Source organism: Hymenobacter duratus (genome assembly GCF_014698995.1).
GTDB lineage: Bacteria > Bacteroidota > Bacteroidia > Cytophagales > Hymenobacteraceae > Hymenobacter > Hymenobacter duratus.
Map to the genome: position 1 here is coordinate 1,853,877 of NZ_JACWZZ010000001.1, position 23,244 is coordinate 1,877,120.

Annotated in this window: 16 protein-coding genes; 8 read left to right on the plus strand and 8 right to left on the minus strand. The window is 62.4% G+C overall.

Annotated features, from left to right (window positions below; translation table 11 throughout):
• Window positions 1-16 precede the first annotated feature (16 nt).
• Window positions 17-871, minus strand: coding sequence for a hypothetical protein (locus IC231_RS07715; RefSeq protein ID WP_190783899.1), 855 nt, complete (start codon window positions 869-871; stop codon window positions 17-19).
• 167 nt (window positions 872-1,038) lie between these two features.
• Between IC231_RS07715 and IC231_RS07720 the strand changes: the two genes are divergently transcribed.
• The 4 genes from IC231_RS07720 (at window position 1,039) to IC231_RS07735 (ending at window position 5,229) form a co-directional block, all read left to right on the plus strand.
• Window positions 1,039-1,323 (plus strand): hypothetical protein, encoded by a 285-nt coding sequence (locus IC231_RS07720; protein WP_190783900.1) that lies wholly within the window; start codon window positions 1,039-1,041, stop codon window positions 1,321-1,323.
• A 72-nt stretch (window positions 1,324-1,395) separates the two neighbouring features.
• Complete coding sequence (locus IC231_RS07725) at window positions 1,396-2,706, plus strand: serine hydrolase (protein ID WP_190783901.1); 1,311 nt, start codon at window positions 1,396-1,398, stop codon at window positions 2,704-2,706.
• Window positions 2,703-3,326, plus strand: a complete 624-nt coding sequence (locus tag IC231_RS07730; protein WP_190783902.1) for a M15 family metallopeptidase — start codon at window positions 2,703-2,705, stop codon at window positions 3,324-3,326. Before IC231_RS07725 ends, IC231_RS07730 begins: the two co-directional genes overlap by 4 nt.
• 124 nt (window positions 3,327-3,450) lie before the next feature.
• Window positions 3,451-5,229, plus strand: a complete 1,779-nt coding sequence (locus IC231_RS07735) for a glycoside hydrolase family 10 protein (protein WP_190783903.1) — start codon at window positions 3,451-3,453, stop codon at window positions 5,227-5,229.
• 86 nt (window positions 5,230-5,315) lie between these two features.
• Here IC231_RS07735 and IC231_RS07740 read toward each other — a convergent pair whose 3' ends face one another.
• The 5 genes from IC231_RS07740 to IC231_RS07760 form a co-directional block, all read right to left on the minus strand.
• Window positions 5,316-5,807, minus strand: coding sequence for a hypothetical protein (locus tag IC231_RS07740; RefSeq protein ID WP_190783904.1), 492 nt, complete (start codon window positions 5,805-5,807; stop codon window positions 5,316-5,318).
• A gap of 33 nt (window positions 5,808-5,840) precedes the next feature.
• Window positions 5,841-6,278 carry a Fur family transcriptional regulator gene (locus tag IC231_RS07745; protein ID WP_190783905.1) on the minus strand — a complete coding sequence of 146 codons (438 nt, stop codon included), beginning with the start codon at window positions 6,276-6,278 and terminating at the stop codon, window positions 5,841-5,843.
• A 157-nt stretch (window positions 6,279-6,435) separates the two neighbouring features.
• The gene (locus tag IC231_RS07750; RefSeq protein WP_190783906.1) at window positions 6,436-7,725 is read right to left on the minus strand and encodes a hypothetical protein; all 1,290 of its coding nucleotides are present in this window, start codon (window positions 7,723-7,725) and stop codon (window positions 6,436-6,438) included.
• A gap of 38 nt (window positions 7,726-7,763) precedes the next feature.
• Window positions 7,764-9,323 (minus strand): SusD/RagB family nutrient-binding outer membrane lipoprotein, encoded by a 1,560-nt coding sequence (locus tag IC231_RS07755; RefSeq protein ID WP_190783907.1) that lies wholly within the window; start codon window positions 9,321-9,323, stop codon window positions 7,764-7,766.
• Between the two features lie 126 nt (window positions 9,324-9,449).
• Window positions 9,450-12,575, minus strand: a complete 3,126-nt coding sequence (locus IC231_RS07760; protein WP_190783908.1) for a SusC/RagA family TonB-linked outer membrane protein — start codon at window positions 12,573-12,575, stop codon at window positions 9,450-9,452.
• A 352-nt stretch (window positions 12,576-12,927) separates the two neighbouring features.
• Between IC231_RS07760 and nagB the strand changes: the two genes are divergently transcribed.
• The 4 genes from nagB to IC231_RS07780 all read left to right on the plus strand — a co-directional run bounded on the left by nagB (window position 12,928) and on the right by IC231_RS07780 (window position 21,003).
• Complete coding sequence (gene nagB / locus IC231_RS07765) at window positions 12,928-14,847, plus strand: glucosamine-6-phosphate deaminase (RefSeq protein WP_190783909.1); 1,920 nt, start codon at window positions 12,928-12,930, stop codon at window positions 14,845-14,847.
• A 306-nt stretch (window positions 14,848-15,153) separates the two neighbouring features.
• Complete coding sequence (locus IC231_RS07770; RefSeq protein ID WP_190783910.1) at window positions 15,154-18,354, plus strand: SusC/RagA family TonB-linked outer membrane protein; 3,201 nt, start codon at window positions 15,154-15,156, stop codon at window positions 18,352-18,354.
• Between the two features lie 34 nt (window positions 18,355-18,388).
• A complete protein-coding gene (locus IC231_RS07775; protein WP_190783911.1) occupies window positions 18,389-19,705 on the plus strand; it encodes a RagB/SusD family nutrient uptake outer membrane protein in 1,317 nt (438 codons plus the stop codon).
• A gap of 131 nt (window positions 19,706-19,836) precedes the next feature.
• Entirely contained in the window at window positions 19,837-21,003 is a 1,167-nt protein-coding gene (locus tag IC231_RS07780) for an acyltransferase family protein (RefSeq protein ID WP_190783912.1), read from the plus strand.
• Between the two features lie 131 nt (window positions 21,004-21,134).
• Here the strand turns inward: IC231_RS07780 and IC231_RS07785 are convergent, their stop codons facing one another.
• The gene (locus IC231_RS07785) at window positions 21,135-22,763 is read right to left on the minus strand and encodes a 3-(methylthio)propionyl-CoA ligase (RefSeq protein WP_190783913.1); all 1,629 of its coding nucleotides are present in this window, start codon (window positions 22,761-22,763) and stop codon (window positions 21,135-21,137) included.
• A gap of 68 nt (window positions 22,764-22,831) precedes the next feature.
• The gene (locus IC231_RS07790) at window positions 22,832-23,209 is read right to left on the minus strand and encodes a GxxExxY protein (protein ID WP_190783914.1); all 378 of its coding nucleotides are present in this window, start codon (window positions 23,207-23,209) and stop codon (window positions 22,832-22,834) included.
• Window positions 23,210-23,244 lie beyond the last annotated feature (35 nt).

Below are 23,244 nucleotides of genomic sequence, written 5' to 3' on the forward strand. Positions count from 1 at the left end.
CCTGCCCGTCGAAACATTACAGGGAAGTACCGCGGCGGAGGCCGGCAGCCCACTTTTCGCGGCTCAGCAGTGCCTCATGCATTGTGGTGGCCGAGTCGCGCAGGGTCGTCAGATACTCATTGTAAACCGGCTGGCCGTCCTCAAACCGCCCCTTTATGCTTTGCAGCAGCTCAATGCGCAGATAGGCGCCGCGGCGCATCACATCCATCCGTTTGGCCAGTACCGGCGTCAGCCCGTGGTCGTAGACGAGGGCTTTGGTAAGGCGGCGCCATTCTTCCACCACCGTCACCGTCTGGCCGGGCAGCGCAGAGTCGGGGGCCGTTTGGCGCACCCGGTCCAGCAGGTACAGGGTCTGGTTTTCGGCCTTCCAGTAGCGTTCGGCCAGCAGCCGGTATTTGCGGGTAGCCGTGGTATCGAGGGTGCGCTCGGAGGCGGGTAGCTGGCGCATTTCCTGCGCAATCTGGGTGCGGGTGAGCGAGTCGAAGGACGGAATTAGATGGGTTTCCACGGTTTTCAGCACTGCGGGCGCATCCTTGGCCTGTTGGGCCAGTTCGTCCTGCCGGGTCTTGTTGCCGCGCAGGCTTTTCCAGTACAGGCCGCTGCCCAGCAGCAGCACGGCCAGCACGGTAACCCACACGCCCGGCCGCTGCCACCACATCGGCTCCTCCGAATCGTCGTAGGGCGGCAGGTGCGCGCCCATGGGCTGAGGCTCGACTTCCGGATCGGGGTTGAGGCCCCGGCGACGCAACTCCCGGCGGGCCGTGCTGACCAGGTCGGGGTGATACAGCTCGGGGTGCTGCGCGAGAAACAGCAGCTCCGCATCGGTTTTCTGGGTGAAAAACTCGGATTCGGGAGAAGAGGAAGCGGCCATGCCGGGATAAAAAACGGATAGAAATCGGAAACCAACCCCCAAGTTGGCAAAAAGCCGCCGCACTACCATGCGCTGCAGGCCAACGCCGCTCCCGGCTGGTGCGTATAGCCCGGCAGACTCTCTCCCGTCACCGCAACCCAAGCACTTCCCCCTTATCCTTTCTTCCGATGGCACAAGACCAGCAACAACCGCAGACCGATAACCAGAATCCTACCCAGAAAGCCGACGCGGAGCGCCAGGGCAACTCTATCAGCACGGCAGGCCGCATTCCTGGCCAAGCCGACCCGGATTCCAACGCCAACGGCAACCCCGAAGCTACTAGCACCCAGGAAAGCATGGGCGACGGCTCCGGTATCCGTGGCGACTATGGCAACAGCAGCCAAACCAATGGCGCCGAAGGCACCTCCGAAGCCGATGCTGACGGAGCCCCCGCCAAGAAAAACGACCAATAAGCTACATAGCCTAGCTGACCGGGTTACCCACTTTTGAAGCCTCATATGCCGGAAGATTCTATCTTTCGGCACATGAGGCTTCTCTGTTTTCTGTTGCAGCGGCGGTTGTTGGGGGCATTACTATTCCTGCTGCTCGGTTTGGGCATGCCAGGTGCAGCGCAGCCGGGCCGCAACCCACTCAAGCAGCTGCTCCATGCCGATACTGCCCGTTTCGGGCGCATTCTGGCTAACCCGGCCGCATACCGCGTGCAGATCCTCTATACCCGCATCAACCGGGATGCGCAGGGTCGGCCGCATTTTCGCACGTTTCGGTATGGCGTTTCGGGAAACCAGTATTTCTATCCGGCCAGCACCATGAAGCTGCCGGCGGCCGCGCTGGCCCTACAGAAGGTGCGCCTCATCCGCCAACAGGTCCCCGGCCTGACGGCCGCCGCGCCCCTGCGCATCGACTCGGCCTTTGCCGGGCAGACGCGCGTAACGCACGACACGTCGGCGGCCAGTGGCCGGGCCAGCGTGGGGCACTACATCCGCAAGATGTTGCTGGTGAGTGACAACGAGGCCTACAACCGGCTCTACGAGTTTGTGGGCCAGCAGGAGCTGAACGAGCAGCTACACCGCCTGAACCTGCGCCGGACGCGCCTCGTGCACCGCCTGTCGGTCGGGGACCAGGAGCCCGGCTCGCGCCACACCAATCCGCTGGCGCTGTATGCCGATACGGCTCTGACGCGGCCGCTCTACCTGCAGCCGGCCGCCTACAACAGACAGCCCCTGCCGCAGCTGGCCGCCCGCGACTTCCGCATTGGCAAGGCATATATGCAGGGCGAGAAGCGGGAAGAAGGCCCGATGGATTTCAGCACCAGGAACAGCTTTCCGCTCTCCGAGCAGCAGCAGGTGCTACGGGCGTTGCTGTTTCCGGAATCGGTGCCCGCAAAGCAACGGTTTCAGCTGGAAGAGGCCGACTATCAGTTCCTGTACCGTTACCTCTCCATGCTGCCGCGCGAGAGCCAGCACCCGCGCTACGATGCCGCTCACTTCCCCGATTCGTATGCGAAGTTTCTGCTGGGCGGGGGAGGGCTGGCGCCGCTGCCGCCGGGCGTGCGGGTGTTCAATAAAATAGGGCAGGCGTACGGCTTCCTGATTGACAATGCCTACGTGACTGATGCTACGCAGCACGTGGAATTCCTGCTCAGTGCGGTCATCTACGTCAACGCCGACGGCGTGCTCAACGACGACCAGTACGACTACGCTACCATCGGCTTCCCGTTTCTGCGCGACCTGGGCCTAGCCGTGCTGCGCTACGAGCAGCAGCGCGCCCGCCGCCACCCCGCCGACCTGCGCCGCTTCCGGCTCAATTATCAGCCAGCCGGCGAGGACGCCCCATGAGCAGCCGGTATGCATTGCCGGCAGTAGTCCGGGAAGTGGGCGAGTACCGCCGGCAGGTGCAGCAGAATCCGGCAAATGAGCTGCTGAACCTGGCGGTTTTTTTGCCCGGGCTGCAGCTTGATATCCGCTACGCCACCGCCAATAATCTGCTGCGTGAGCCGCTGTATGCCGCGGCCGCGGCCTATCTGCGCCGGCCGGCCGCCGAGGCGCTGCGCGAGGTGCAGGCGGCCCTGGCTGCGCATGATGCAGGCCTGCTGGTGTTTGATGCGTATCGGCCCTATAGCGTCACGGTGCGGTTTTGGGAGCAGATTCAGGACGAAACGTATGCCGCCCCGCCGTGGCGCGGCTCCCGCCACAACCGCGGCTGCTCCGTGGATGTGGCGCTGCAGGACCTGCGCACCGGCCTGCCGCTGCCTATGCCCACTGCCTTCGATGTGCTGACGCCGGCTGCCCACTCAACCTACGAGCCCGTGCCCGCGGCAGTGCGCCGCAACCGAACCCTGCTGCTGCGGACGATGGCGCAGTTTGGCTTCGTGAACTACCCCGGCGAGTGGTGGCACTTCGATTTCGCAGCCTGGGCCGACTTTGCGTTGCTGGACCTGCCGTTTGAGCAGCTGTAGCACCGGGTGCCGGCCCTGGGCTGAGGTGAAATTCTGACAGGAAATCAGCGGAATAGGAGTTGCCAAGCGCAACGCACTGTTGACGAAGCCCTAACTTGCGGCCTGATACCCCCTTGTTGTGCTGATGTCCCGATTGTTTGCCGCTGGCCGCCTCTTCCTGTTCTTGTTGCTCACTACCGGCCTGCTGGCCGTTTCCTGCCGCCCTGCCACCGCCGATGTACCCCCGAAGCGGGAGCTACGCGGCGTCTGGATTGCCACGGTAGAAAATATCGACTGGCCCAGCGCCCGCAACCTCACGCCGGAGCAGCAGCGCCGCGAGTATATCCGCCTGCTGGACGCCCAGCAGCGCAACGGCATCAACGCCGTGTTTGTGCAGGTGCGCCCGGCTTCCGATGCCTTCTACCAGAGCAGTCTGGAGCCCTGGAGCAAGTGGCTGACCGGCACCCAAGGCAAAGCCCCCAGCCCCGCCTACGACCCGCTGCCTTTCCTCATTGAGGAAGCCCACAACCGGGGCATGGAATTCCATGCGTGGTTCAACCCGTACCGCGCCAGCATGGATTCTGTGACGCGGCGGCTGGCACCCAACCACCCGTTTCGGCAGCACCCCGAGTGGTTTTTGCGCTACTCCGGCAAGCTGCTCTACAATCCGGGCCTGCCAGCGGTGCGCCAGTACATCAGCCGCGTAATTCTGGACGTGGTGCGCCGCTATGATATTGATGGCGTGCATTTCGATGACTATTTCTACCCGTACCCGGAAGCCGGCAAGGTAATCCACGACGAAGCGGCCTTCGCGCAGTACAACCCCGACGGCTTGGCCCTGCCCGACTGGCGCCGTCAGAACGTGAACGTGCTCATTCGGGACCTGCACGACTCCATCCAGAGCGCCAAGCGGTGGGTGAAGTTCGGTATTTCGCCTTTCGGGGTGTGGCGCAACCAGGCCTCCGACCCCAACGGCTCGGCTACCAAAGCCTTCCAAGGCTACGACGGGCTGTATGCCGATGCGCTGGAGTGGGTACGCCAGGGCTGGGTCGACTACATTCTGCCGCAACTGTACTGGAGCTCCAACTTCCGGCTGGCGCAGTATCCGGTGCTGGTGGAGTGGTGGGCGCGCAATGCCAACGGCCGTCACCTCTACATCGGGCACGGGGCCTACCGCATGTCGGAAAGTACCAAGGCCGATACCACCTGGCGCAACCCGAGTGAGCTGCCCCGGCAGGTGCGCCTGAACCGCACCTTCCCCACGGAAGTAGGCGGCAGCGTATTCTTCAGCGCTAAGTCGCTGCTCACGAATGCCATGCACACCACCGATTCGCTGCGGCAGAACCTGTTCCGGTATCCGGCCCTAGTGCCTACCATGCCCTGGCTCGACGCTGTGCCGCCCCGCCCGGCCCAGAACCTAACCCTGACGGCAGCGCTGCCCACTAACACGCTTACCTGGCAGCCTGCCCTCGCTGCCCCCGACGGCGACCTGGCCGCCTATTACGTGCTGTACCGGTTCGAGCAGGAGGAAACCCCATCGCCGAACGACCCGCGCCGTATTCTGGCTGTCGTGCGGCCTCGCGCCGGTACCGGCCTCGTTTTCACGGATACCACTGCCCGGCGGGGCCAGGCCTATGCCTACTACCTGACGGCCGTGGACCGGCTGCACAACGAAAGCCGCCCCGTGAGTGTGCGCACTACGGGCCGGGCCGGCGAAATCATACTGGCGCAGGCGCCTGCTGAATCGCCGGTAGCAGCACCAGCCACATCCCCAAGTACTACTGTGCCAGCGGTAGTGCCCGGGCCGCGCCCGGCCGCTTCACAACCGGCAGCCTCCCGCCCAACAACGACCACAACGACCAAAATCAAAACGAAGACCAAATCGAAAAAACGCGGCTTTTTCGGTCGTCTGTTTGGCGGTTGATTCTTTGGACGCTCGTTACTTATTCCAACAACGCAAAACGCCCGACCTAGCTAGGTCGGGCGTTTTGCGTTGTTGAGTCTTGTAGTCTACTTAGTTGTTTTGGGAAGGCGCATGTAAAGAATCTGCTCGAACACCTGTAGCTCGGGTGCCAGAATTGGGCTTTGCAGCAGCAGCTTGCGGCGGGTAAGCTGCACAACGCTTTGGCCATCGAACAGCGGGCTGTCTTTGGTAGCTGCCTGGCTGTAAAGTTTGCCCTGCCGCAGCCCATACGTGCCTTGTTCACTATGCACAGTCCGGCCCCTGCGGGAGGTAGTATAGGTGTAGGTGCTGTCAGCCTTGAACTCGACAATCAGCGTCAGTTCGCCATTGGTTATGCCGATGTTGGTGTCGGCGGCCGGGCTATGAAACAGTTGCTCCTGCAGCGAGTCGGGGAGGGTGGCCGGGGCCTCAAAGGCAATCTGCTGCAACGACCACCGGCCAACCAACCCTGTTTGTGCCTGTGCGCCACCTGCCGAAGCTACCACTAAGCCGCCGCAGAGCAACAGCCGATACAGAGAGCGGGAAGAAAGAGTAAGCATGAGAGCTAAGTATACTGCACGCGCCGAAAACCGCTACGCCGCTGCCGTGCGGCACTTGTTGCAGACGCCCGACATCAGATAGTCGCTGCGCTCAGCCTGAAACTGGCCCGGCAACACTACCGGCGGAATAGAAACCTGATTGAGGCAGTAGGTGTGCTGGCAGGCGTTGCATTTGAAATGCACATGGTTGTCGTAGTGCGCGTGTTCGGTGCAGCCTACAGTGCAGGAAGCATAGCGGATAATATCCGTCGCATCGATGACGCGGTGAATGACGCCCTGCTGCTCGAAGGTGCGCAGCGTACGGTAGAGCGTAATCCGGTCGATGCCCTCGGCGCCCAGTTCCTGCTCAATATCGTTGCTGGACAGCGCGTAGGACTTGCTCAGCAATACCTGCAACACCTGCCGCCGGATGGGCGTAGCGCGCAAGCCGTGCCGGGCCAGGGTTTCGTTGATGCGGATGGTAAGTGGCATATCTCAAAATTACGGATTCAGCCAGACTTGGGCTGCTTAACAATCACAGTTGATGGCCGTGCCAACGGCCATCACGCTCAGAATCGGCGTCATTCATAACGCAAACAGCCCGCCGGAAGTACCAGCGGGCTGTTCAGGGAGAGGTAAAGAGGTAGCGCTAGAACGCGCGATACTCAAATACAACGCGGGCCGTAGAACCCGCCGTGCTGGGCTTCACGCCCGTAACGCGCAACAGCATGGGCTCGGCACCGCGCACGCGCACGGCGAACAGGTCGCCGGCGGCCACCGCACCAGGTAGTGCCGTGATGCCCGTCAGCGAGGCCGCATTCTGATACAGCAGCGTACCTACGGCGTTGGCTGAAGCCGTAGTGTAATAGCCCGTAGCGGCTGTGGCTACCGGAATCCGGTAATACACGGTGGTATTAGCCGACGAAAGGTTGACCGTGGTGCCGAGCACGCCGCTGGCAAACAGGTCTTTGGTGGTGGCCGGCGCACTGCTGAGCACGTTGGCGCCCAGGCGCAGGTCGTAGGCTACCGAATCCTGCGGGGCGCTGGGGCCCGCCGTTACGCGGCCGGTGCGCACCCGGCTCAGGGCCGTGGGCGCTACCACGTTGAGCGGCGCAGAAGTTACCACGGCCGAATCGGGGCCGGAAAAGGCTTTGAATACGAACGTCACGGCCTGGCCCTGGGCACCGACTGGCACCCGTACGTCTACGGTGCGGGCGTTGGCCGCGCCGGTGCTGGGGTTGAGGATAGAGCTAAACCGCACCCGCCGGCCCGTGCCGATGCGGTAATAGGTCGTCAGGCTATCCACATTCTTGAACAACGTGGCCGTGGAAGGTGTAGCCGGGGCCGTCGCAATACCCCCTTCATTAAGCACCAGATTGTACCCAATGATGTCGTTTTCGGTTTGCGCCGTGGCGGCTAGGTTGTTGCGGAAGGTGGTGATGGTGGTCGGCGAGGCCGTGGTGCCAAAGCGCAGGATTGGCCGGGCCGCCACGTTGTAGGTGAAGCGCTGGCGGCGGGTAGCCCCGTTCTCAAAGGTCGTCGTCACGTCCACCCGCACGGCCGTCTGGTTGGGTAGGTTCGGAACGGTGTAGGCAATCGGCTGAGCCGTAATGCCGGCCCGCGTGTCGAAAACCGGATTGGTGGGCGGCAGGGTAGCTACCACGGCGGAGTCTGTCCGGCCAATCACCTGAAACACGGTAAAGTCCCGGACATTGTCGGCGGCGTTGAAGCCAACCAGCAGGTTCACCACCTCGCCAGGAGCGTACTTGTTGCGCAAGCCCGCCGGCGCGGCCCCAATCGTGGAGAAGCCCCCATCGCCGGTTAGCGCATAGGGCGGCTCGAATTCATCGTCGCAGGCGGTGATGGCCAGGCCGGACAGGGCCAGCAACAGGGGCCAGGGGCGCCGCACCAGCGCCCGTATGTTAGAAAGTAGGTTCATAGTGGGAGTACATCAGAAGAAGAGAAAACACACAGTGCCTAGCGCTGGTCCCACCACACGGGGCGGGTGGCGTAGTCCGGCTCGAGGCCCCCGATGGCCTGCACGTTTTGCGGGTTGTACTGGGTTTCGGTGAGAGCCGGCAACAGGCGGCGCGGAAACTTGCGCTGCGTGGGGTCGGCCGGAACCGGGTTGAAGACGGGATTCACGCCCGTCGGGTACGCCAGGTTCACGTAGATATCGGAGCGGAAATCGTAGCGCCGCATATCCGACCACGCCTCCGGGTTCAGGAATAGCGCAATGTATTTCTGCTCCATGATACGCTTCAGATCCAGCTGGGCTTCGTTCTGGGCCACGGCGGCGCTGCTGAGGTAGCCGTCAATCTGCTGCTGGGTGAGGATGGGAAACGTGACGGTGAGGCCCTGCGAGGCGAACGTGCCGCCGCCCCCAATCTTGCGGATGTGCGCCTCGATGCCCTGCCGGTAAGCCCGCAACGCACGGTTCCGGTCGCCAGCCAGAAAGGCCGCTTCGGCCTCAATGAACTTCAGCTCGTGGTAGGTGATGATTTCGTGGTAGCCTAGGTCGCGGGCATACCAGCCGGAGTAGAAGTCGGAGGCATTCTGCGTCTGGGCAATGGGCGTGCCGCCCGACACGCCGGGATTGGTGCCCACGCTTACGGGGGTAGCCATCACGGCAAAGCGCGGGTCCGTCACGCCGGGGTAGGTGGCGTTGGCGGCGCTGCCGTTGAGGTAGCGCAGCAGATTCACCGAGAACGTAGCCCCGGCGAAGTTGGCGCGTGCCGTGCCGAAGATGCTGGTGCTGCCCGTCACGGGCGGTACGGGCACTTCCATCTGCAGCTGCGCATCATCGGCCGAGGAGGTAAAGCCCTTATCGACGGCAGCCAGCACGGCCTGGGCGCTGTAGCTGCCTTTTTTGGTAAGGTGCTGCAACTGGCGGGCGCGCAGCGAGTACGCTAGTTTCACCCACCTGGTAACGTCGCCGCGGTACAGGATGTCGCCGCTGGGGCTGGGCACGGTTACGTAGAGCGGACGCACGTTGGCCGAGGCCGGCTTCAGCATTTCCTGCTCGCCCTCATCCAGCAGTCGGAAAATCGTGGCGTAGATCTGCTCCTGCGGGTCGTACTTGGGCGAGAAGTTGCCAGCCCCCTGAAAGGCTTCCGTAAACGGCACGTCGCCCATCATGTCGGTGAGGTGGGCCAGCGACATGGCCTGCGTGATTTTGGCCGCGCCTACGTAGTGGGGCGAGCCTTCTGCCTCGGCGGCGCTGATGGCGGCGCGCAGGTTTCCGGAAGCGTAAAAGTAGAAGTAGTTGAACGTGTTGTTGCCGTTGCCGGTAGCAAAGTAGTACTGGTCGGTGCTGGAGGCCGGCGCCCGGCGCACGATATGCTGCGTGATATAAGGCGTCACCAGCGACGTGAACATTTGCTGTTGGAAGGCCTGGGAAATGCCGCCGGGTAGCAGGAAGTTGGGCGTCGAGCTAATAGGGTTGTTGGGGTCGGTGTTCACGTCGAGGAAACTCTCGCACGAGCTCAGTGCCCCGCCACCTACCAGCAGACCCAGAAGAAGAAGGTATTTTTTCATGGAATGTTGAAGAGTTGATAGTTGCTGGTTGATTGATAAGAGGCTGCCAGCCAGGAAGGCTGCCAGCCGCTGGAAAGTGTAGCCGGCCTAAGTTCCGGCATGCTTTCCACAATCAACAGAACGGAGTTAGAAATTCACGCGGATGGCCATGTCTACACCGCGGGTGGCGGGCGTACTGCCGTAGTCGAATCCACCCGAGCCACCGCCGCGCACGCCGGCACCAGCCGCGGCTGTTTCGGGGTCGGCGCCGGAGTAGTTGGTCAGCAGCAGTAGGTTGCGGCCCGTCACGCTCAGCTCCGCCCCTTTCACGAAGCTCTTGCCCAGCCACGCAGCCGGCAGTCGGTAGGCCAGCGTGGCGTAGCGCAGGCGCGTCCAGGAGCCGTCTTCCACGAAGGCCCATCCGGTACCGCCCACCTGGTTGATGAAGTAGCCCTGCGTCAGCTCCACGGGGCGCGTGTTCGGCGAGTACGAGCCGTCGGAGTTGCGCACTACACCTTCAATAACGGCGGTTTTGTTGCGGTCCAGGGTTTTTTCGCTCAGGCCCGAGCGCACCGCCACCCATTCGTTGCCGTTCACTACGTCGCCGCCCTTGCGGAAGTCCAGCATGAAGGCCAGCGAGAGGCCTTTGTAGGCCAGCGTGTTGGTAATCTGGGTGGTGAACTGCGGGGCCCGGTCGCCGGCGTACACGTAGGTGCCCGCTACCACCGACGGATAGCCGGTAGTGGGGCTGATAATTATCTGCCCGAAAGCCGGCGAGTTGGGGTCGGTGACGCGGGCGTAGTCCTGCACGCCGATGGAGGTGATGGGCCGGTTGGGGAAAGCGCTGCCCCGGGCCACGTCAATCACCCAGGAGTCCGACTGGTTTACCTCGGTCAGGAAGCTAGGCAGATTTTTGGCGCGGTTCTGATTGTGGAAGAAGTTGGCCAGTACGTCCCAGGTAAAGCCGGAGGTCGTTTGCACGGGCCGGCCATTCAGGGCAATTTCTACGCCCTTATTGGTCACCGTGCCGCCGTTGATGTACTGCAGAATGTAGCCAGAAGCCTGGCTGACGCGGGGGGCAATCAGCTGGTCGCGGGTTTCGGAGTAATACACGCCGGCATCCAGGCCCAGGCGGCCCTTCAGGAACTGGAAGTCCAGTCCGGCCTCATAGGAGCGGGTGCGCTCCGGCTTCAGCAGCGAGTTCGAGCCAAAGAAGCCCTGCCGGAAGCCCTGCCCGATGTAGGTGCTCTGCGCCAGCGGCGACTCCACGCGGTAGGGCCCGGTATCCTTGCCCACCTCGGCCACAGCCAGCCGCAGCTTGCCGTAGTTCAGGATGGAGTTGTTGTCGAGGCCCAGCGTGCGCGAAAACTCGTAGCCCAGCGTAGCCGAGCCGTAGAGGAAGCCCTGTCCGTAGTTCTTGCCTTTGCTAGGACGGGGAAGCGTCGACGACATATCGTAGCGCGCACTTACTTCCATGGTCACCTGCTTGAACAGGTCCAGGTTGACGCGGGCGAAGTTTCCCACCAGTCGGCGTGTCGAGTTGGTGGTCAGCGCACCCCGGTTCACGGTGTTGTTGATGGAGTTGAAGTTGGGCGAGCGGAACACCAGGCCGATGATGTCGGTGGTTTCGCGCTGGCCCTGTTCCACGGAGTTGCCCAGCAGCAGCGAGCCGCTGATGTTCTCCGAAAACGAGTGCGACAAAACCGCCGTCAGGTTGGAGTTGAGCAGGCGGTTCTGGGTGGTCGTTTCGGAAATGCCGCCGTCCTGGTTGCCGGGCTGCGAGGTGCCCACTGCCCGGATGGAGCGTACTTTTTCGGTGTAGTAGTCCGTGCCCAGGTTGTAGTTCAGTGTGAGCCATTTGGTGGGCTCATACGTTACCTGCGCGTTGCCGATGACGCGGTTGGTGCGGTCCGTAATCGGGTTGCGCTCCACCGTGAAATAGGGGTTGTCGGCGTCGGAGCTGCCGATGCCGCCAATCAGGCGGCGGCGGGTGCCGTCGGGATTGAGGTAGTTGCGGGCGTCGTCGTTGCGGGGCCAGGTCAGCAAGCTCACCATGTAGCCGCCCGAGCCTCCAAACAGGCCCGGACCCTGCAGCGGCCGGCGGCCGCCCGAGTTCAGGTACTGCGCCGAGCCCTGAGCCCGGATTTTCGGCGACACCTGCAGCGTGCCCGAGAGGCGCACCGTGCTCTTGTCGAACTCCGAGTTGCGGGCCACGCCGGTCTGGTCGAGGTGCGAGGCCGAAAGCAGGAATGAGCCCTTGTCAGTGCCGCCCGTCACGGTCAGGTAGTTCTGGAAGTTATAGGCCGTCTTGTAGAAGTCGCCCAGGTTGTCGTACACGGTTTCGCCGGGCGCAAACTGCGGCCCCCACGAGCTGCGCGTATTCGCATCGAAAACGCCAAGCGCGCCCTGCTTGTATACGCCCTGCAGCTTGGGCAGGCGGTTCACTTGGTCCACTGAAACCTGCGTGCGGTAGTCCACCGTTACCACGCCCGACTTGCCTTTCTTGGTGGTGATGATAACGGCGCCGTTGGCGGCCCGCAGCCCGTAGAGCGCTGCGGCGGCCGGGCCTTTCAGCACGGTCATGGTTTCCACGTCCTCGGGGTTGATGTCGGCGGCGCGGTTCTGCGACGATACCGAGCGGCCCAGCAAGCCGTTGAAGGCCGAGCCCCCGCCCGGCGCCGTCGACTCCACGAACGACGTGTTGTCCATGATGATGCCGTCGATGACGAACAGCGGCTGGTTGTCGCCGTCCAGCGAGTTGCCGCCCCGGATAACGATGGAAGCGCCTTCGCCGGCCCCACCACCCGAGCTGGTCACCTGCACGCCCGCCACCTTGCCCTGCAGGGCATTCACGATGTTGGGCTGGCGCGACTCGATGATGTCCTTGCTGGTGACTTCCTGCGCGCCATAGTTCACCTGGCGGCGCTCCTGTTTGATGCCGAAGGCCGTGACGATGACATCGTTCAGGGCGGTAGTATTCTCCTTCAGGCTGATATCAATGCTGGTATCGTCGCCGATGGCGCGCTCCTGCGTGGTGTAGCCGATGAAGCTGAACGTGAGCGTGCTGCCGGGGGCAGCCTGGAGGGTATAGCGGCCGTCGGTGCCGGTGCTGGCCCCGGTGGTGGTGCCCTTCACGAGCACCGTCACGCCGGGCAGCGGCGTACGGTTGGCGTCGATTACGGTGCCCGAGATGGTGCGCAGGTTCTGCTGGGCGTGGCCCGGCAGGGCCGCCACCACGCTGAGCGCCGGCGCTAACAGGTAGAGTCTGTTCATAATGAGAGAGTGGGATTGGGGGTGAGGGAAAAGGCAGGAAATGCGTACGGCCGAAATCCGGCTGCTAGTAGCAGTTGGATTTCGGCCGGAGAAACGTCTGTTTTGATGCGGGCCCGAAACAACAGGAAGGAAAGACGTTCATAAGGAAAAATAAGGCGGAAAGACATTAAAACCAACACTGTCCTCCGGGTAGTGGCGAATTGCTGATCAAAAGGGCGGCAAAGATGCGGATAAAGCTAGAAGTCCCACAAAGCGAAATCAACTATATATGGTATTTTATTTAGTGGAAATTATGTTTTGATTGCTCCTGTGAAAGCACCAATTTCCTCCCGTTCCACCAACTGCCAGAGCCATGTCATCCATCAGCCCACCCGCTGCCCGCATTCCGGTCCGAATCTTCTCCGATTCTGAGCACGCCTCCGTAGCAATTGCCCGCGAGCTGGCCGACTTTATCCGGCACCGGACCCGCGAAGGACGCCTGGCCGTGCTGGGCCTGGCCACGGGCTCGTCGCCGACGCGCGTATACGAGGAGCTGGTGCGCCTGCACCGGGAAGAAGGGCTGAGTTTTCAGAACGTCGTGACGTTCAACCTGGACGAGTATTTTCCGATGCAGCCCGACTCGCTGCAAAGCTATGTGCGCTTTATGCGGGAGTACCTTTTCGACCACATCGACATTCTGCCCGAGAACGTGCACATCCCCGACGGCACCGTGCCCGCCGACCAGGTAGGCGGTTTCTGCCGCCACTACGAGGAGCAGATTCGGGCCGTAGGCGGCATCGACTGGCAGCTGCTGGGTATCGGGCGCACGGGCCACATTGGCTTCAACGAGCCCGGCTCCGGCGCCGCCTCCCGCACCCGCCTCATCACCCTCGACCATATCACGCGCACTGATGCTGCCTCCGATTTTTATGGTGAGGAAAATGTGCCGCGCCGCGCCATTACGATGGGCGTGGGCACTATTCTGGAGGCCCGCAACATAGTGCTGCTGGCCTGGGGCGAGGGCAAAGCGGCCGTGGTGAAGCGCATGGTAGAAGGCGAGCCCACCGATACCGTACCGGCCACGTATCTGCAGCACCACCCGGCCGTGCAGGTGATACTGGACGAAGCCGCCGCCGCCGAGCTGAGCCCCCGCAAAACGCCCTGGCTGGCCGACGAAGCCTGCAACTGGCACGACGCGGCCCTGGTGCGCAAGGCCCTGACGTGGCTGGCGCGCCGCCTCGAAAAGCCTATTCTGAAGCTCACCGACGAAGACTACAACGAAAATGGGCTGTCCGGGCTGCTGGCCGAATCGGGGCAGGCGTATGCCATCAACATCCGGGTCTTCAACGAACTGCAGCACACCATTACGGGCTGGCCCGGCGGCAAGCCCGATGCCGACGACACGTACCGCCCTGAGCGCGCCGCGCCTTTTCCCAAACGCGTGCTCATCTTCAGCCCGCACCCCGATGACGACGTTATTTCGATGGGCGGCACGCTGCTCCGGCTCGTAGACCAGGGCCACGAGGTGCACGTGGCGTACCAGACGTCTGGCAACATTGCCGTATTTGATGACGAGGCCATCCGGTTTGCCGAGTTCGTGGCCGATTATGACGGCGCGTTCCGCTTCGACGACCAGCCCGCCGAAACGCTCTACCAGCGCGTGGCCGACTTTCTAAAAAACAAGCAGCCCGGCCAGGTAGATTCCGATGAGGTGCAGCAGATAAAAGGTCTCATCCGACGCGGCGAAGCCAAAAGCGCCTGCCGCTATGCCGGTCTCGACCCCGACAAACAGGCGCATTTCCAGGACCTGCCGTTCTACGAAACCGGCCGCGTCCGCAAAAAACCGCTCGGCGACGAGGACATTCGCCTGACCATGGAGCTGCTCAACCGCATCCAGCCCCAGCAGATTTATGCCGCCGGCGACCTTTCTGACCCGCACGGCACACACCGCGTATGTCTGGCCGCCATTATGCAGGCCGTGCAGCGCCTGAAGGCGGCCGGCACGCCCTGGCTCGATGACTGCTGGGTATGGCTCTACCGCGGGGCCTGGCAGGAGTGGGACATCGACCGGATTGAAATGGCCGTGCCACTCTCGCCTGAAGAACTCACGCGCAAGCGCCGGGCCATCTTCAAGCACCAGTCGCAGAAAGACCGTCCACTCTTCCCTGGGGCCGACCAGCGTGAGTTCTGGCAGCGTTCTGAGGAGCGCAACCGCACCACCGCCCGCATCTACGACCAGCTAGGTTTGCCGGAGTATGAGGGAATTGAGGCGTTTGTACGGTGGAAGTTCTGACAGAATCTGATAATTAGATTGTAGCAGGAAATAAGCCTTGTGAAAACGGCTGTCTGATTTACCAGGATAATTTATTCTGGTAAGCCAGACAGCCGTTTCTATTCAGAACGGGCAGCGCTGGCGGAGCAACAGGCGCTATTGGACTTTCAGAAGGAAAGACATCCAGGCGCTGTTGGGCTAGCAGTGTGCCAGACGGGAGGTACAGCAGAAGAATATCGGAAGTAATAACTGGTACTATTTGAATTATAAATATTCTATATTAACGAGGTATTGCCTCTGTTTCCCACACCTTTTTCCATTTCTGCTATGCGGAACACCTACTTCTTTTCGAGGCTGGCTCTGGTATTGAGTTGGCTTTTGGTCTGCGTGCTGCCTGGGGGCACGGCGTTGGCCCAGCCGACTGATGGCACGCGGCAACTGTACACTCTGCAGGGCCGCGTCACGGACGAGCGGGGGCAGGGCATACCCGGCACAACCGTGCTGCTGGGAGGTACTACCCTCGGCACGGCTACCAACACCGATGGCAACTACACGCTGCCCGTGCAAATGGCACCCGGCAGCTACACGCTCACCTTCTCTACTATTGGCTACCGCACCCAGACGCGGCCCCTCACGCTGGGCAGCAGCACGGCCGTCACTACGGATGTGGCCCTGACCGAGGCCCGGATGAACCTCGATGATGTGGTGATTATCGGCTCCACCATCAGCGTAAACAAGCGTGAGCTGGGCAACTCCATCAGCACTGTAACGGCCCGCGACCTGGAGCAGACCGGCACGGGTGGCGCGCTCAATGCGCTGCAGGGTAAGCTGCCCGGCGCCCAGATTGTGCAGAACTCCGGCGACCCTTCTGGCTCCATGTCGGTGCGGCTGCGGGGTATCCACTCGCTGCGCGGCTCCTCCGACCCGCTGTACGTCATCGACGGGGTGATTGTGAGCAACAACAGCACGAACGTGTCGCAGCTGGCAGCCGGGCCGGATATCGGGTCGGCCAACGCCGGCCAGAACCGGCTGGCCGACCTCAACCCCAACGACATTGCCAGCATCAACGTCATCAACGGGGCCGCCGCCGCCGCGCAATATGGCTCGCGGGCCAGCAACGGCGTGGTGCTCATCACCACGAAGCGTGGCACGGCGGGGGCGGCGCGGGTATCCGTGTACACCAGCTTCAACGTGAATGAGCTGCGCAAATCGGTGCCGGTGAACACTTACGGCAAGCAGTTCGGCTTTCCGGGCCTGCGCCTGTACACCATTGGCGCGCCCACTGCTCAGGAGTTGGCCAACAACCCCGGCACGACTACCACCGGCATCACGCGGGCCGGCGCTACGGCGCAGCTGGCCACCAACCTCGTGGACGTGACGCGCTACAACTATTTCGATGAGATTTTCCGGACCGGCTACGGCACCGACAACGGCGCGTCTATTGCCGGCGGAGCCGAGCGGACGCAGTACTTAGTATCGGTGGGGTACCTGAAGAACCAAGGCATCATCGACGGCACGGACTTCACGCGCTACAACGTGCGGGCCCGGGTAGACCAGCGCCTGACGAACTGGGCGCGGGCCTCGGTGGGTGTGGCCTACAACAACAGCTTCTCCAATGAGAAAGCCAACGGCAACGTGTTCTACAGCCCCATCAACTCCGTCAACATCACCAACAACATCTACGACATCACGCGGCGCGACGCCAGCGGCAACCTGCTGGCTGTGGAGCCCACCCGCGTCAACCCGCTGTCTACGGTAGAGGACATGAAGTTCACGCAGCGCATCAACCGCACCATCAGCGACCTGCAGGTGAATCTGACCCCGTTTAAAGGAGTGTCGCTCGACTACATTCTGGGCGTGGATACCTACTCGCAGGCGGGCCAAAACTACATTCGGCCCTACCCATACCAGGCCACGGCCGGCCTGCCGCTGCAGCGCTACCCCAACGGCTTCGCGGCCAACGCCAACAACAACGTGCTGCAGCTGAACTCCGACGTGAACCTGGGCTACGAGCGGCAGTTCACCGAGAACATCAAAATGACCCTGCTGGCCGGCTACAGCTACCAGTATCTGCGCGGCGAGTTGGTGCGTACGCAGGGCCAGGGGCAGGCTCCGTTTATATCTACCGTAAGTGGCTCCTCCAGTACCACGGTGGCTTCCGGCTACGACCTGGACCAGTTTGATTTGAGCGGGATTTTCGCGCAGGCCACGTTCGGCTTCCGCAACCTGGCCTTCCTGACGGGCGCCATCCGCCGCGACCGGTCCTCGAAGTTCTCTGACTCCGAAACCAACCAGTACTATCCTAAAGTGAGCGGCTCACTGGTGCTCTCGGACCTGGATTTCTGGAAGAATGCGGGTTACGCCAAAGCCTTCAACTCGCTGAAGCTGCGGGCCAGCTACGGCGAGGCCGGCGGGCTGACGGCTATTAATTCGTATGACCGGTTTTATCAGTTTACGCCGGTGGCCTTCCAGGGGCGCGCTACCTTTTTGCCGGGTGCCCGCCTGGCCAACCCGCGGGTACGGCCTGAACGCGTAGCCGAGCTGGAAGTAGGAGCCGACCTGGGTTTCCTGAACGACCGGATTGGGCTGGGCGTCACGTTCTACGACCAGAACACCAAAGACCTGGTAGTAGACCGGCAGATTGCCCCGTCGCGCGGCGGCTCGTCGATTGTGGAAAACGTGGCCCGGCTCACCAACAAAGGCGTGGAGGTACAGCTGAGCGTGGTGCCGGTCCGCACGGCCAGCTTTAGCTGGGATTTCACTGCCATTTTCAGCCGCAACCGCAACAAGATTGTGGATCTGGTAGGCTCGTCGGCCGCCCTGATTGACAACGTGACCGGGGCGCCCGTGTACCTGATCAACGGGCAGCCGGCGGGCGTGTTCTACGGCTCGGCCTACGCCCGCAACCCCGACGGCTCTTTGCTGCTCACGCCGCAGGGCTTCCCGCAGGATGAGCGCACCACCGGGCAGAGCACCGGCGCCGTAAACTTCACGCCCGCCCGCAACGCCGACGGCCAGCCCAGCTACGCCCAAGGCACCAGCATTGCCAACGTGGTTATCGGCAACCCCAACCCCGACTGGACCGGCTCGTTCACGACCAGCTTCACCTACAAAAGACTTTCGCTACGGGTACTGCTGGATGCCGTGCAGGGCGTGGACGTGTTCAATGCTGACTACCGCACCCGCCAAGGCGTAGGCCTCGGCGACCTGGCGGAGAAAGAGTTGAAAGGCGAGCTGCCGCGCGGCTACATCTTTGCCGTGTACAACACCCAGGAGTTTCGGGTAGATGATGGCTCGTTCGTGAAGCTGCGCGAAACGGCCCTGAGCTACACGCTGCCCACGTTCAGCAAGTTCATCAGCAACCTGAACGTGTCATTGATTGGGCGCAACCTGTATTCGTGGGACGACTACAAGGGCTTCGACCCGGAAACCAGCGCGGGCGGCTCTTCCGACCTGCTGCGCGCCATCGACTTCGGCAACGTGCCGATTCCGCGCACCTACCAGGTTCGGCTGGCGGCCACCTTCTAGCCGCCTGGGTTTCCACTTTACTTCGCTTTTCGCCATGAAAAAGATACTGCTATTACTGGCTGCTCTGTCGCTCACGATGGGCAGCTGCGACAAGGAATACCTCAACCCCAGCACCGCCAGCGACGTGCAGGTGCTCACCAATTCCGACGGCCTGATTACGGTGTGCAACGGCCTGCAGTCCCGCTTCACTACGGGCGGCGCGCTGAGCCCGCTCTACAACACGGTGGCGGCCGGGGGCCTGAGCACCCGCGAGCTGACGGTGATTAACGTCGGCAACATTGAGGAGTTCAACATCAGCCTCGGGGCCGGCAACGTCACGAACCTCAACGGGGTGGTTCGCAACCTCTGGACCCAATGCCAGCTGGTGCGCGCCAACGCCGACCTGGTGCTGGCCAACGCCGGCAACGCCGCCGACCCAGGCACCCGCAGCGGGATCATAGCCTACGCCAGCATCTTCCGGGCCTTGGCGCTGGGCACGCTGGCGCAATATTTCCAGCAGGTCCCGATTGCCACCCAAACCAACGCCCCATTCGTGGACCGCATACAAGTGTTGCAGTCGGCCGTGACGCAGCTGGAAGCCGCTGCCACGCAGCTGGCGTCCGCGCCCGTTTCGGCTGACTTCAACAGCAAGATTATTGGCGGCATCAACCTGCCCAACACGGTGCAGGCCCTGATTGCGCGCTATAGCCTGATGGCCGGCGACTATGACAAGGCAATTGCGGCGGCCGGCCGTGTGGACCTGGCCAGCCGGTCGGTTTTGGTGTTTGACGATCTGGCGCGCAATCCGCTGTTTGAAGTGGCGTTCGGCAACCGCAACGTGTTTGAGCCTACCGACGTGAACCTGGGCCTGACCGGCGCACTGGCCCCCGAAGCCGGCGACCGGCGCATTCCGTTCTACACCCGCGCCAACCCGACGGCTACCCAGAACCGCGGCACCGGTTTCTATACGGCCAGTGCCGCGCCCATTCCGGTGTATGTAGCCGGCGAAATGCTGCTGATCCGGGCTGAGGCTTACGCCCGTAAAAGCGACCTGCCCAACGCCGTAACGGAGCTGAACCGGGTGCGCACGAGTACGACAACGGCCGTGCTGGCCAACAACTTGCCTGTCGCGCCTCCCGGCGCTGGCCTGGCCCCTTACAGTGGGGCTCTTACCCAGGATGCTATTCTGCTCGACATTTACCGCAACCGCCAAGTGGAGCTGGCCTTCCAAGGGTTCCGGCTTGCTGACAGCCGCCGGTTCAACCGGCCCGGGCCCGGGGGCGCCGGCGCGGAGCGCAACCGCAATTTCTATCCGTATCCGCGGGTGGAACGCGAAAACAACACGGCTACGCCCGAAGACCCGGTGATTTAGAAGCAACGGCCGAATAACAGAACTTCCTCTTCCCGTTTCGGGGAGAGGAAGTTCTGTTTATGGGTGCCCGCGTGGGGGAGAAATGTAGTAAGTTGCCAGTCCCAGTTGCTCGTTTTTCCACTGGTTCCGCCATGCAAACCACTACCCAAGCTGCCATAGAAACCACCGGTGCCGTGCCGCTGGCCGAGGCGTCGCAGCCAGCCCGCCTGATTTCGCTCGACGTATTCCGGGGCCTCACCGTCATGGCCATGATTCTGGTGAACAACCCCGGCGACTGGGGCCACATCTACGCGCCGCTGGAGCACGCGCACTGGCACGGCTGCACGCCCACTGACCTGATTTTCCCGTTTTTCCTATTCATTGTGGGCGTGAGCATCGTGTATGCGCTGGACGGCGCGCGGCGGCAGCCCGAAACCCACGGCCGCACGATGGTGCGAATCCTGAAACGGTCGGCCATCCTGTTTGGGTTGGGGTTGCTGGGGGCGCTGTATCCGAAGTTCGAGTTCGAAACGGTGCGGATTCCGGGGGTTCTGGCGCGTATTTCATGGGTGTTTCTAGTGTGCGGGGTGCTGTTTCTGAAAACCACGCGGCGGCAGCAGATCGGGCTGCTGGCCTTTATTCTGATACTCTACAACGTGCTGTTGCAAGTGGTGCCGGTGCCTGGCTACGGCCCCGCCAACCTGGAGGCCGCCACCAACCTCGGCGCCTGGCTGGATCGGCTGGTGTTCACCGAAAACCACCTCTGGAAAAGCAGCCGTACCTGGGACCCCGAAGGTCTGCTCGGCACGCTGCCCGCCGTCGGCACCGGTTTGCTCGGGATGCTGACGGGCCAGTGGCTACGCCGCAAAGACATGGAGCCAGCCACCCGCGTGGCGTGGCTGTTTGTGGCGGGCGGCGCGGCCGTGCTGCTGGGCCTGATCTGGAACGGCTGGTTTCCCATCAACAAAAGCCTCTGGACCAGCTCCTACGTGCTCTACACCGGCGGCCTGGCCATGATGGCCCTGGCGGCCCTCTACTGGCTCTGCGACGTGCAGAACTACCGCGGCTGGTGGACCAAGCCGGCCCTGGCTTACGGCGTGAATGCCATCACCGTGTTCTTCCTGTCGGCCATCGTCTCCAAAACCCTCAATCTGATCAAAGTCGGCGACGTGACGTTGCGCGCCTGGCTTTACAACACGTTTTTCACGCCCTACTTCAGCCCCGTCAACGCCTCGCTGGCCGGCGCGCTGGTGTGCGTGCTGATTTGGCTGGGCGTGCTGTGGGTGATGTACAAAAAGGGCGTAATTATTAAGGTATGATAAAAAAAAGTCTGTCATCCTGAGCGGAGCGAAGGACCTTGTCACGTTAGAACGATCGATGCTACAACGACTCGTTCAGACGTGATAAGGTCCTTCGCTCCGCTCAGGATGACAGACTTTGCGGGCAGCTCCTATCCTGGAAACGAATACCCCGCGAAGTCTTGGCGGAGCTTGGTTTTGAGGAGCTTGCCGGTGGCGGTGTGTGGGAGTTCGGTCACGAATTCCACAGCTTCCGGAATCCACCAGCGGGCCACTTTGCCGTCGTAGAAGGCCAGTAGTTCCTGGGCTGTGATGGTGGCTTCGGGCTTGCGTACTACTACCAGTAACGGCCGCTCGCTCCATTTGGGGTGGGGCACGCCGATGACGGCCGCCTCGGCAATGTGCGGGTGCCCGATGGCCAGGTTCTCCAGCTCGATACTCGAAATCCACTCGCCGCCCGACTTGATGACGTCCTTGCTGCGGTCGGTGATTTGCATGAAGCCGTTGGGGTCGATGGTGGCCACGTCGCCGGTGCGGAACCAGCCGCTGGCGGTCAGCTCGCCGGGGTGCGCGGCGCGGAAGTACTCGGCCACGATGAACGGGCCGCGCACCAGCAAGTCGCCGAATGCCACGCCGTCGTGGGGGAGGGGCTGGCCGGCATCGTCCACAATCTTCATATCGACGCCGAAAATGGCGCGGCCTTGCTTGGTCTGGATGGCAAACTGCTCATCGGGGCTGAGGATGAGTTGCTGGGTTTTGAGAGTGCAGACCGTGCCCAGCGGCGAGGTTTCGCTCATGCCCCAGGCATGCCGGATTTCCACGCCCAACTCTTCATCAAACGCCTTGAGCAGGGCCGGCGGGCAGGACGCGCCACCTACAATCATGCGCCGCAGCGTGGTGAACTGTAGGTTTTTCTCGCGCATAAACGTCAGCAGGCCGAACCAGATGGTAGGCACGCCGGCCGTGAAGGTCACGCCTTCCGTCTCGTAGAGTTCGTAGAGGCTGGCCGCGTCGAGGCCGGGGCCGGGTAGCACCAGCTTGCAGCCGTTGAGCGGCGCCACGTACGGAATGCCCCAGGCGTTGACGTGGAACATGGGCACCACCGGCAGCACCGTGTCGCGGGCCGAGCAGTTGAAGCAGTCAGGCAGGGAGGCGGCGTAGCTGTGCAGCAGCGTGGAGCGGTGCGAGTAAAGCACGCCCTTGGGCTGGTCGGTGGTGCCGGAAGTGTAGCACAGCGAAGAAGCCGTATTCTCGTCGAAATAAGGCCACGCGTACTCGTCGTTTTCGGTGGCCAGCAGGTCTTCGTAGCAGCGCAGGTCGGGGAGGCTGGTGGCTTCGGGCATGTGGGCCCGGTCGGTCAGCAGCACCCAGCTTTCCACTTTCGGGCAGTTGATGGCCAACTTTTCTACCAGCGGCAGGAAGGTGAGGTCGAAGAACATCAGCCGGTCTTCGGCGTGGTTGATGATGTAGACCAGCTGCTCGAAAAACAGGCGCGGGTTGATGGTGTGGCACACGGCGGCGCTGCCCGACACGGCGTAGTACAGCTCCAGGTGGCGGTGCGTGTTCCAGGCCAGCGTGCCCACCCGGTCGCCGCGCTGGATGCCCAGGCGGGCCAGCGCGTGGGCCAGCTGCCGGCTGCGCGTGCCCAGGCCGGCGTAGGTGTAGCGGTGCATGCCGCCCTCGGCCAGCCGGCTCACGATTTCGGTGTCAGCGTGCCACTTTTCGGCGTGTTCGAGGAGGCCAGCGATACGCAGCGGCTCCTGCATCATGAGTCCTAGCATACTTCAAGCTACGGGTTTTCTCGCAGAGGTCCGCAGAGGCATGCGCAGAGGTAAAAGGGAGGACGTTCTTACAGGGTGTTGGCTATACGAATGATGCCGTCTTTAACGTGGGGGGTATTGAAGTTGATGAGCAGGCCCAGCTTGCGCTTTGAGAGCCGCAGATAGGTTAGCAGTTGCTTATGATGCACATCGAGAAGTGCATCAACAGATTTGATTTCAACAATTACCTTGTCCTCCACCAACAAATCGAGGCGGAAGCCTACCTCCAGCTTTACGCTGTCGTAATAAGCGGGCAAACCAACCTGCGTAGCAACCAGCAAGCCATTCTTGCGCAGCTCATGTGCCATAGCTGCCTCATACACCGACTCCAAAAGTCCCGGTCCCAGCGCCGTGTGCACCTTAAAGGCCGCACCCCGCACCGCATATGAAACATCATTCTCGCTCATCTTTCCTCCTTTTAACCTCTGCGCATCCCTCTGCG

Coding starts and splice junctions, on each gene's coding strand:
- IC231_RS07780 (WP_190783912.1), top strand. CDS start 19,837: ATGCAAACCACTACCCAAGCTGCCATAGAAACCACCGGTGCCGTGCCG.
- IC231_RS07770 (WP_190783910.1), top strand. CDS start 15,154: ATGCGGAACACCTACTTCTTTTCGAGGCTGGCTCTGGTATTGAGTTGG.
- IC231_RS07760 (WP_190783908.1), bottom strand. CDS start 12,575: ATGAACAGACTCTACCTGTTAGCGCCGGCGCTCAGCGTGGTGGCGGCC.
- IC231_RS07790 (WP_190783914.1), bottom strand. CDS start 23,209: ATGAGCGAGAATGATGTTTCATATGCGGTGCGGGGTGCGGCCTTTAAG.
- IC231_RS07725 (WP_190783901.1), top strand. CDS start 1,396: ATGAGGCTTCTCTGTTTTCTGTTGCAGCGGCGGTTGTTGGGGGCATTA.
- IC231_RS07720 (WP_190783900.1), top strand. CDS start 1,039: ATGGCACAAGACCAGCAACAACCGCAGACCGATAACCAGAATCCTACC.
- IC231_RS07740 (WP_190783904.1), bottom strand. CDS start 5,807: ATGCTTACTCTTTCTTCCCGCTCTCTGTATCGGCTGTTGCTCTGCGGC.
- IC231_RS07750 (WP_190783906.1), bottom strand. CDS start 7,725: ATGAACCTACTTTCTAACATACGGGCGCTGGTGCGGCGCCCCTGGCCC.
- IC231_RS07785 (WP_190783913.1), bottom strand. CDS start 22,763: ATGCTAGGACTCATGATGCAGGAGCCGCTGCGTATCGCTGGCCTCCTC.
- nagB (WP_190783909.1), top strand. CDS start 12,928: ATGTCATCCATCAGCCCACCCGCTGCCCGCATTCCGGTCCGAATCTTC.
- IC231_RS07715 (WP_190783899.1), bottom strand. CDS start 871: ATGGCCGCTTCCTCTTCTCCCGAATCCGAGTTTTTCACCCAGAAAACC.
- IC231_RS07755 (WP_190783907.1), bottom strand. CDS start 9,323: ATGAAAAAATACCTTCTTCTTCTGGGTCTGCTGGTAGGTGGCGGGGCA.
- IC231_RS07735 (WP_190783903.1), top strand. CDS start 3,451: ATGTCCCGATTGTTTGCCGCTGGCCGCCTCTTCCTGTTCTTGTTGCTC.
- IC231_RS07730 (WP_190783902.1), top strand. CDS start 2,703: ATGAGCAGCCGGTATGCATTGCCGGCAGTAGTCCGGGAAGTGGGCGAG.
- IC231_RS07745 (WP_190783905.1), bottom strand. CDS start 6,278: ATGCCACTTACCATCCGCATCAACGAAACCCTGGCCCGGCACGGCTTG.
- IC231_RS07775 (WP_190783911.1), top strand. CDS start 18,389: ATGAAAAAGATACTGCTATTACTGGCTGCTCTGTCGCTCACGATGGGC.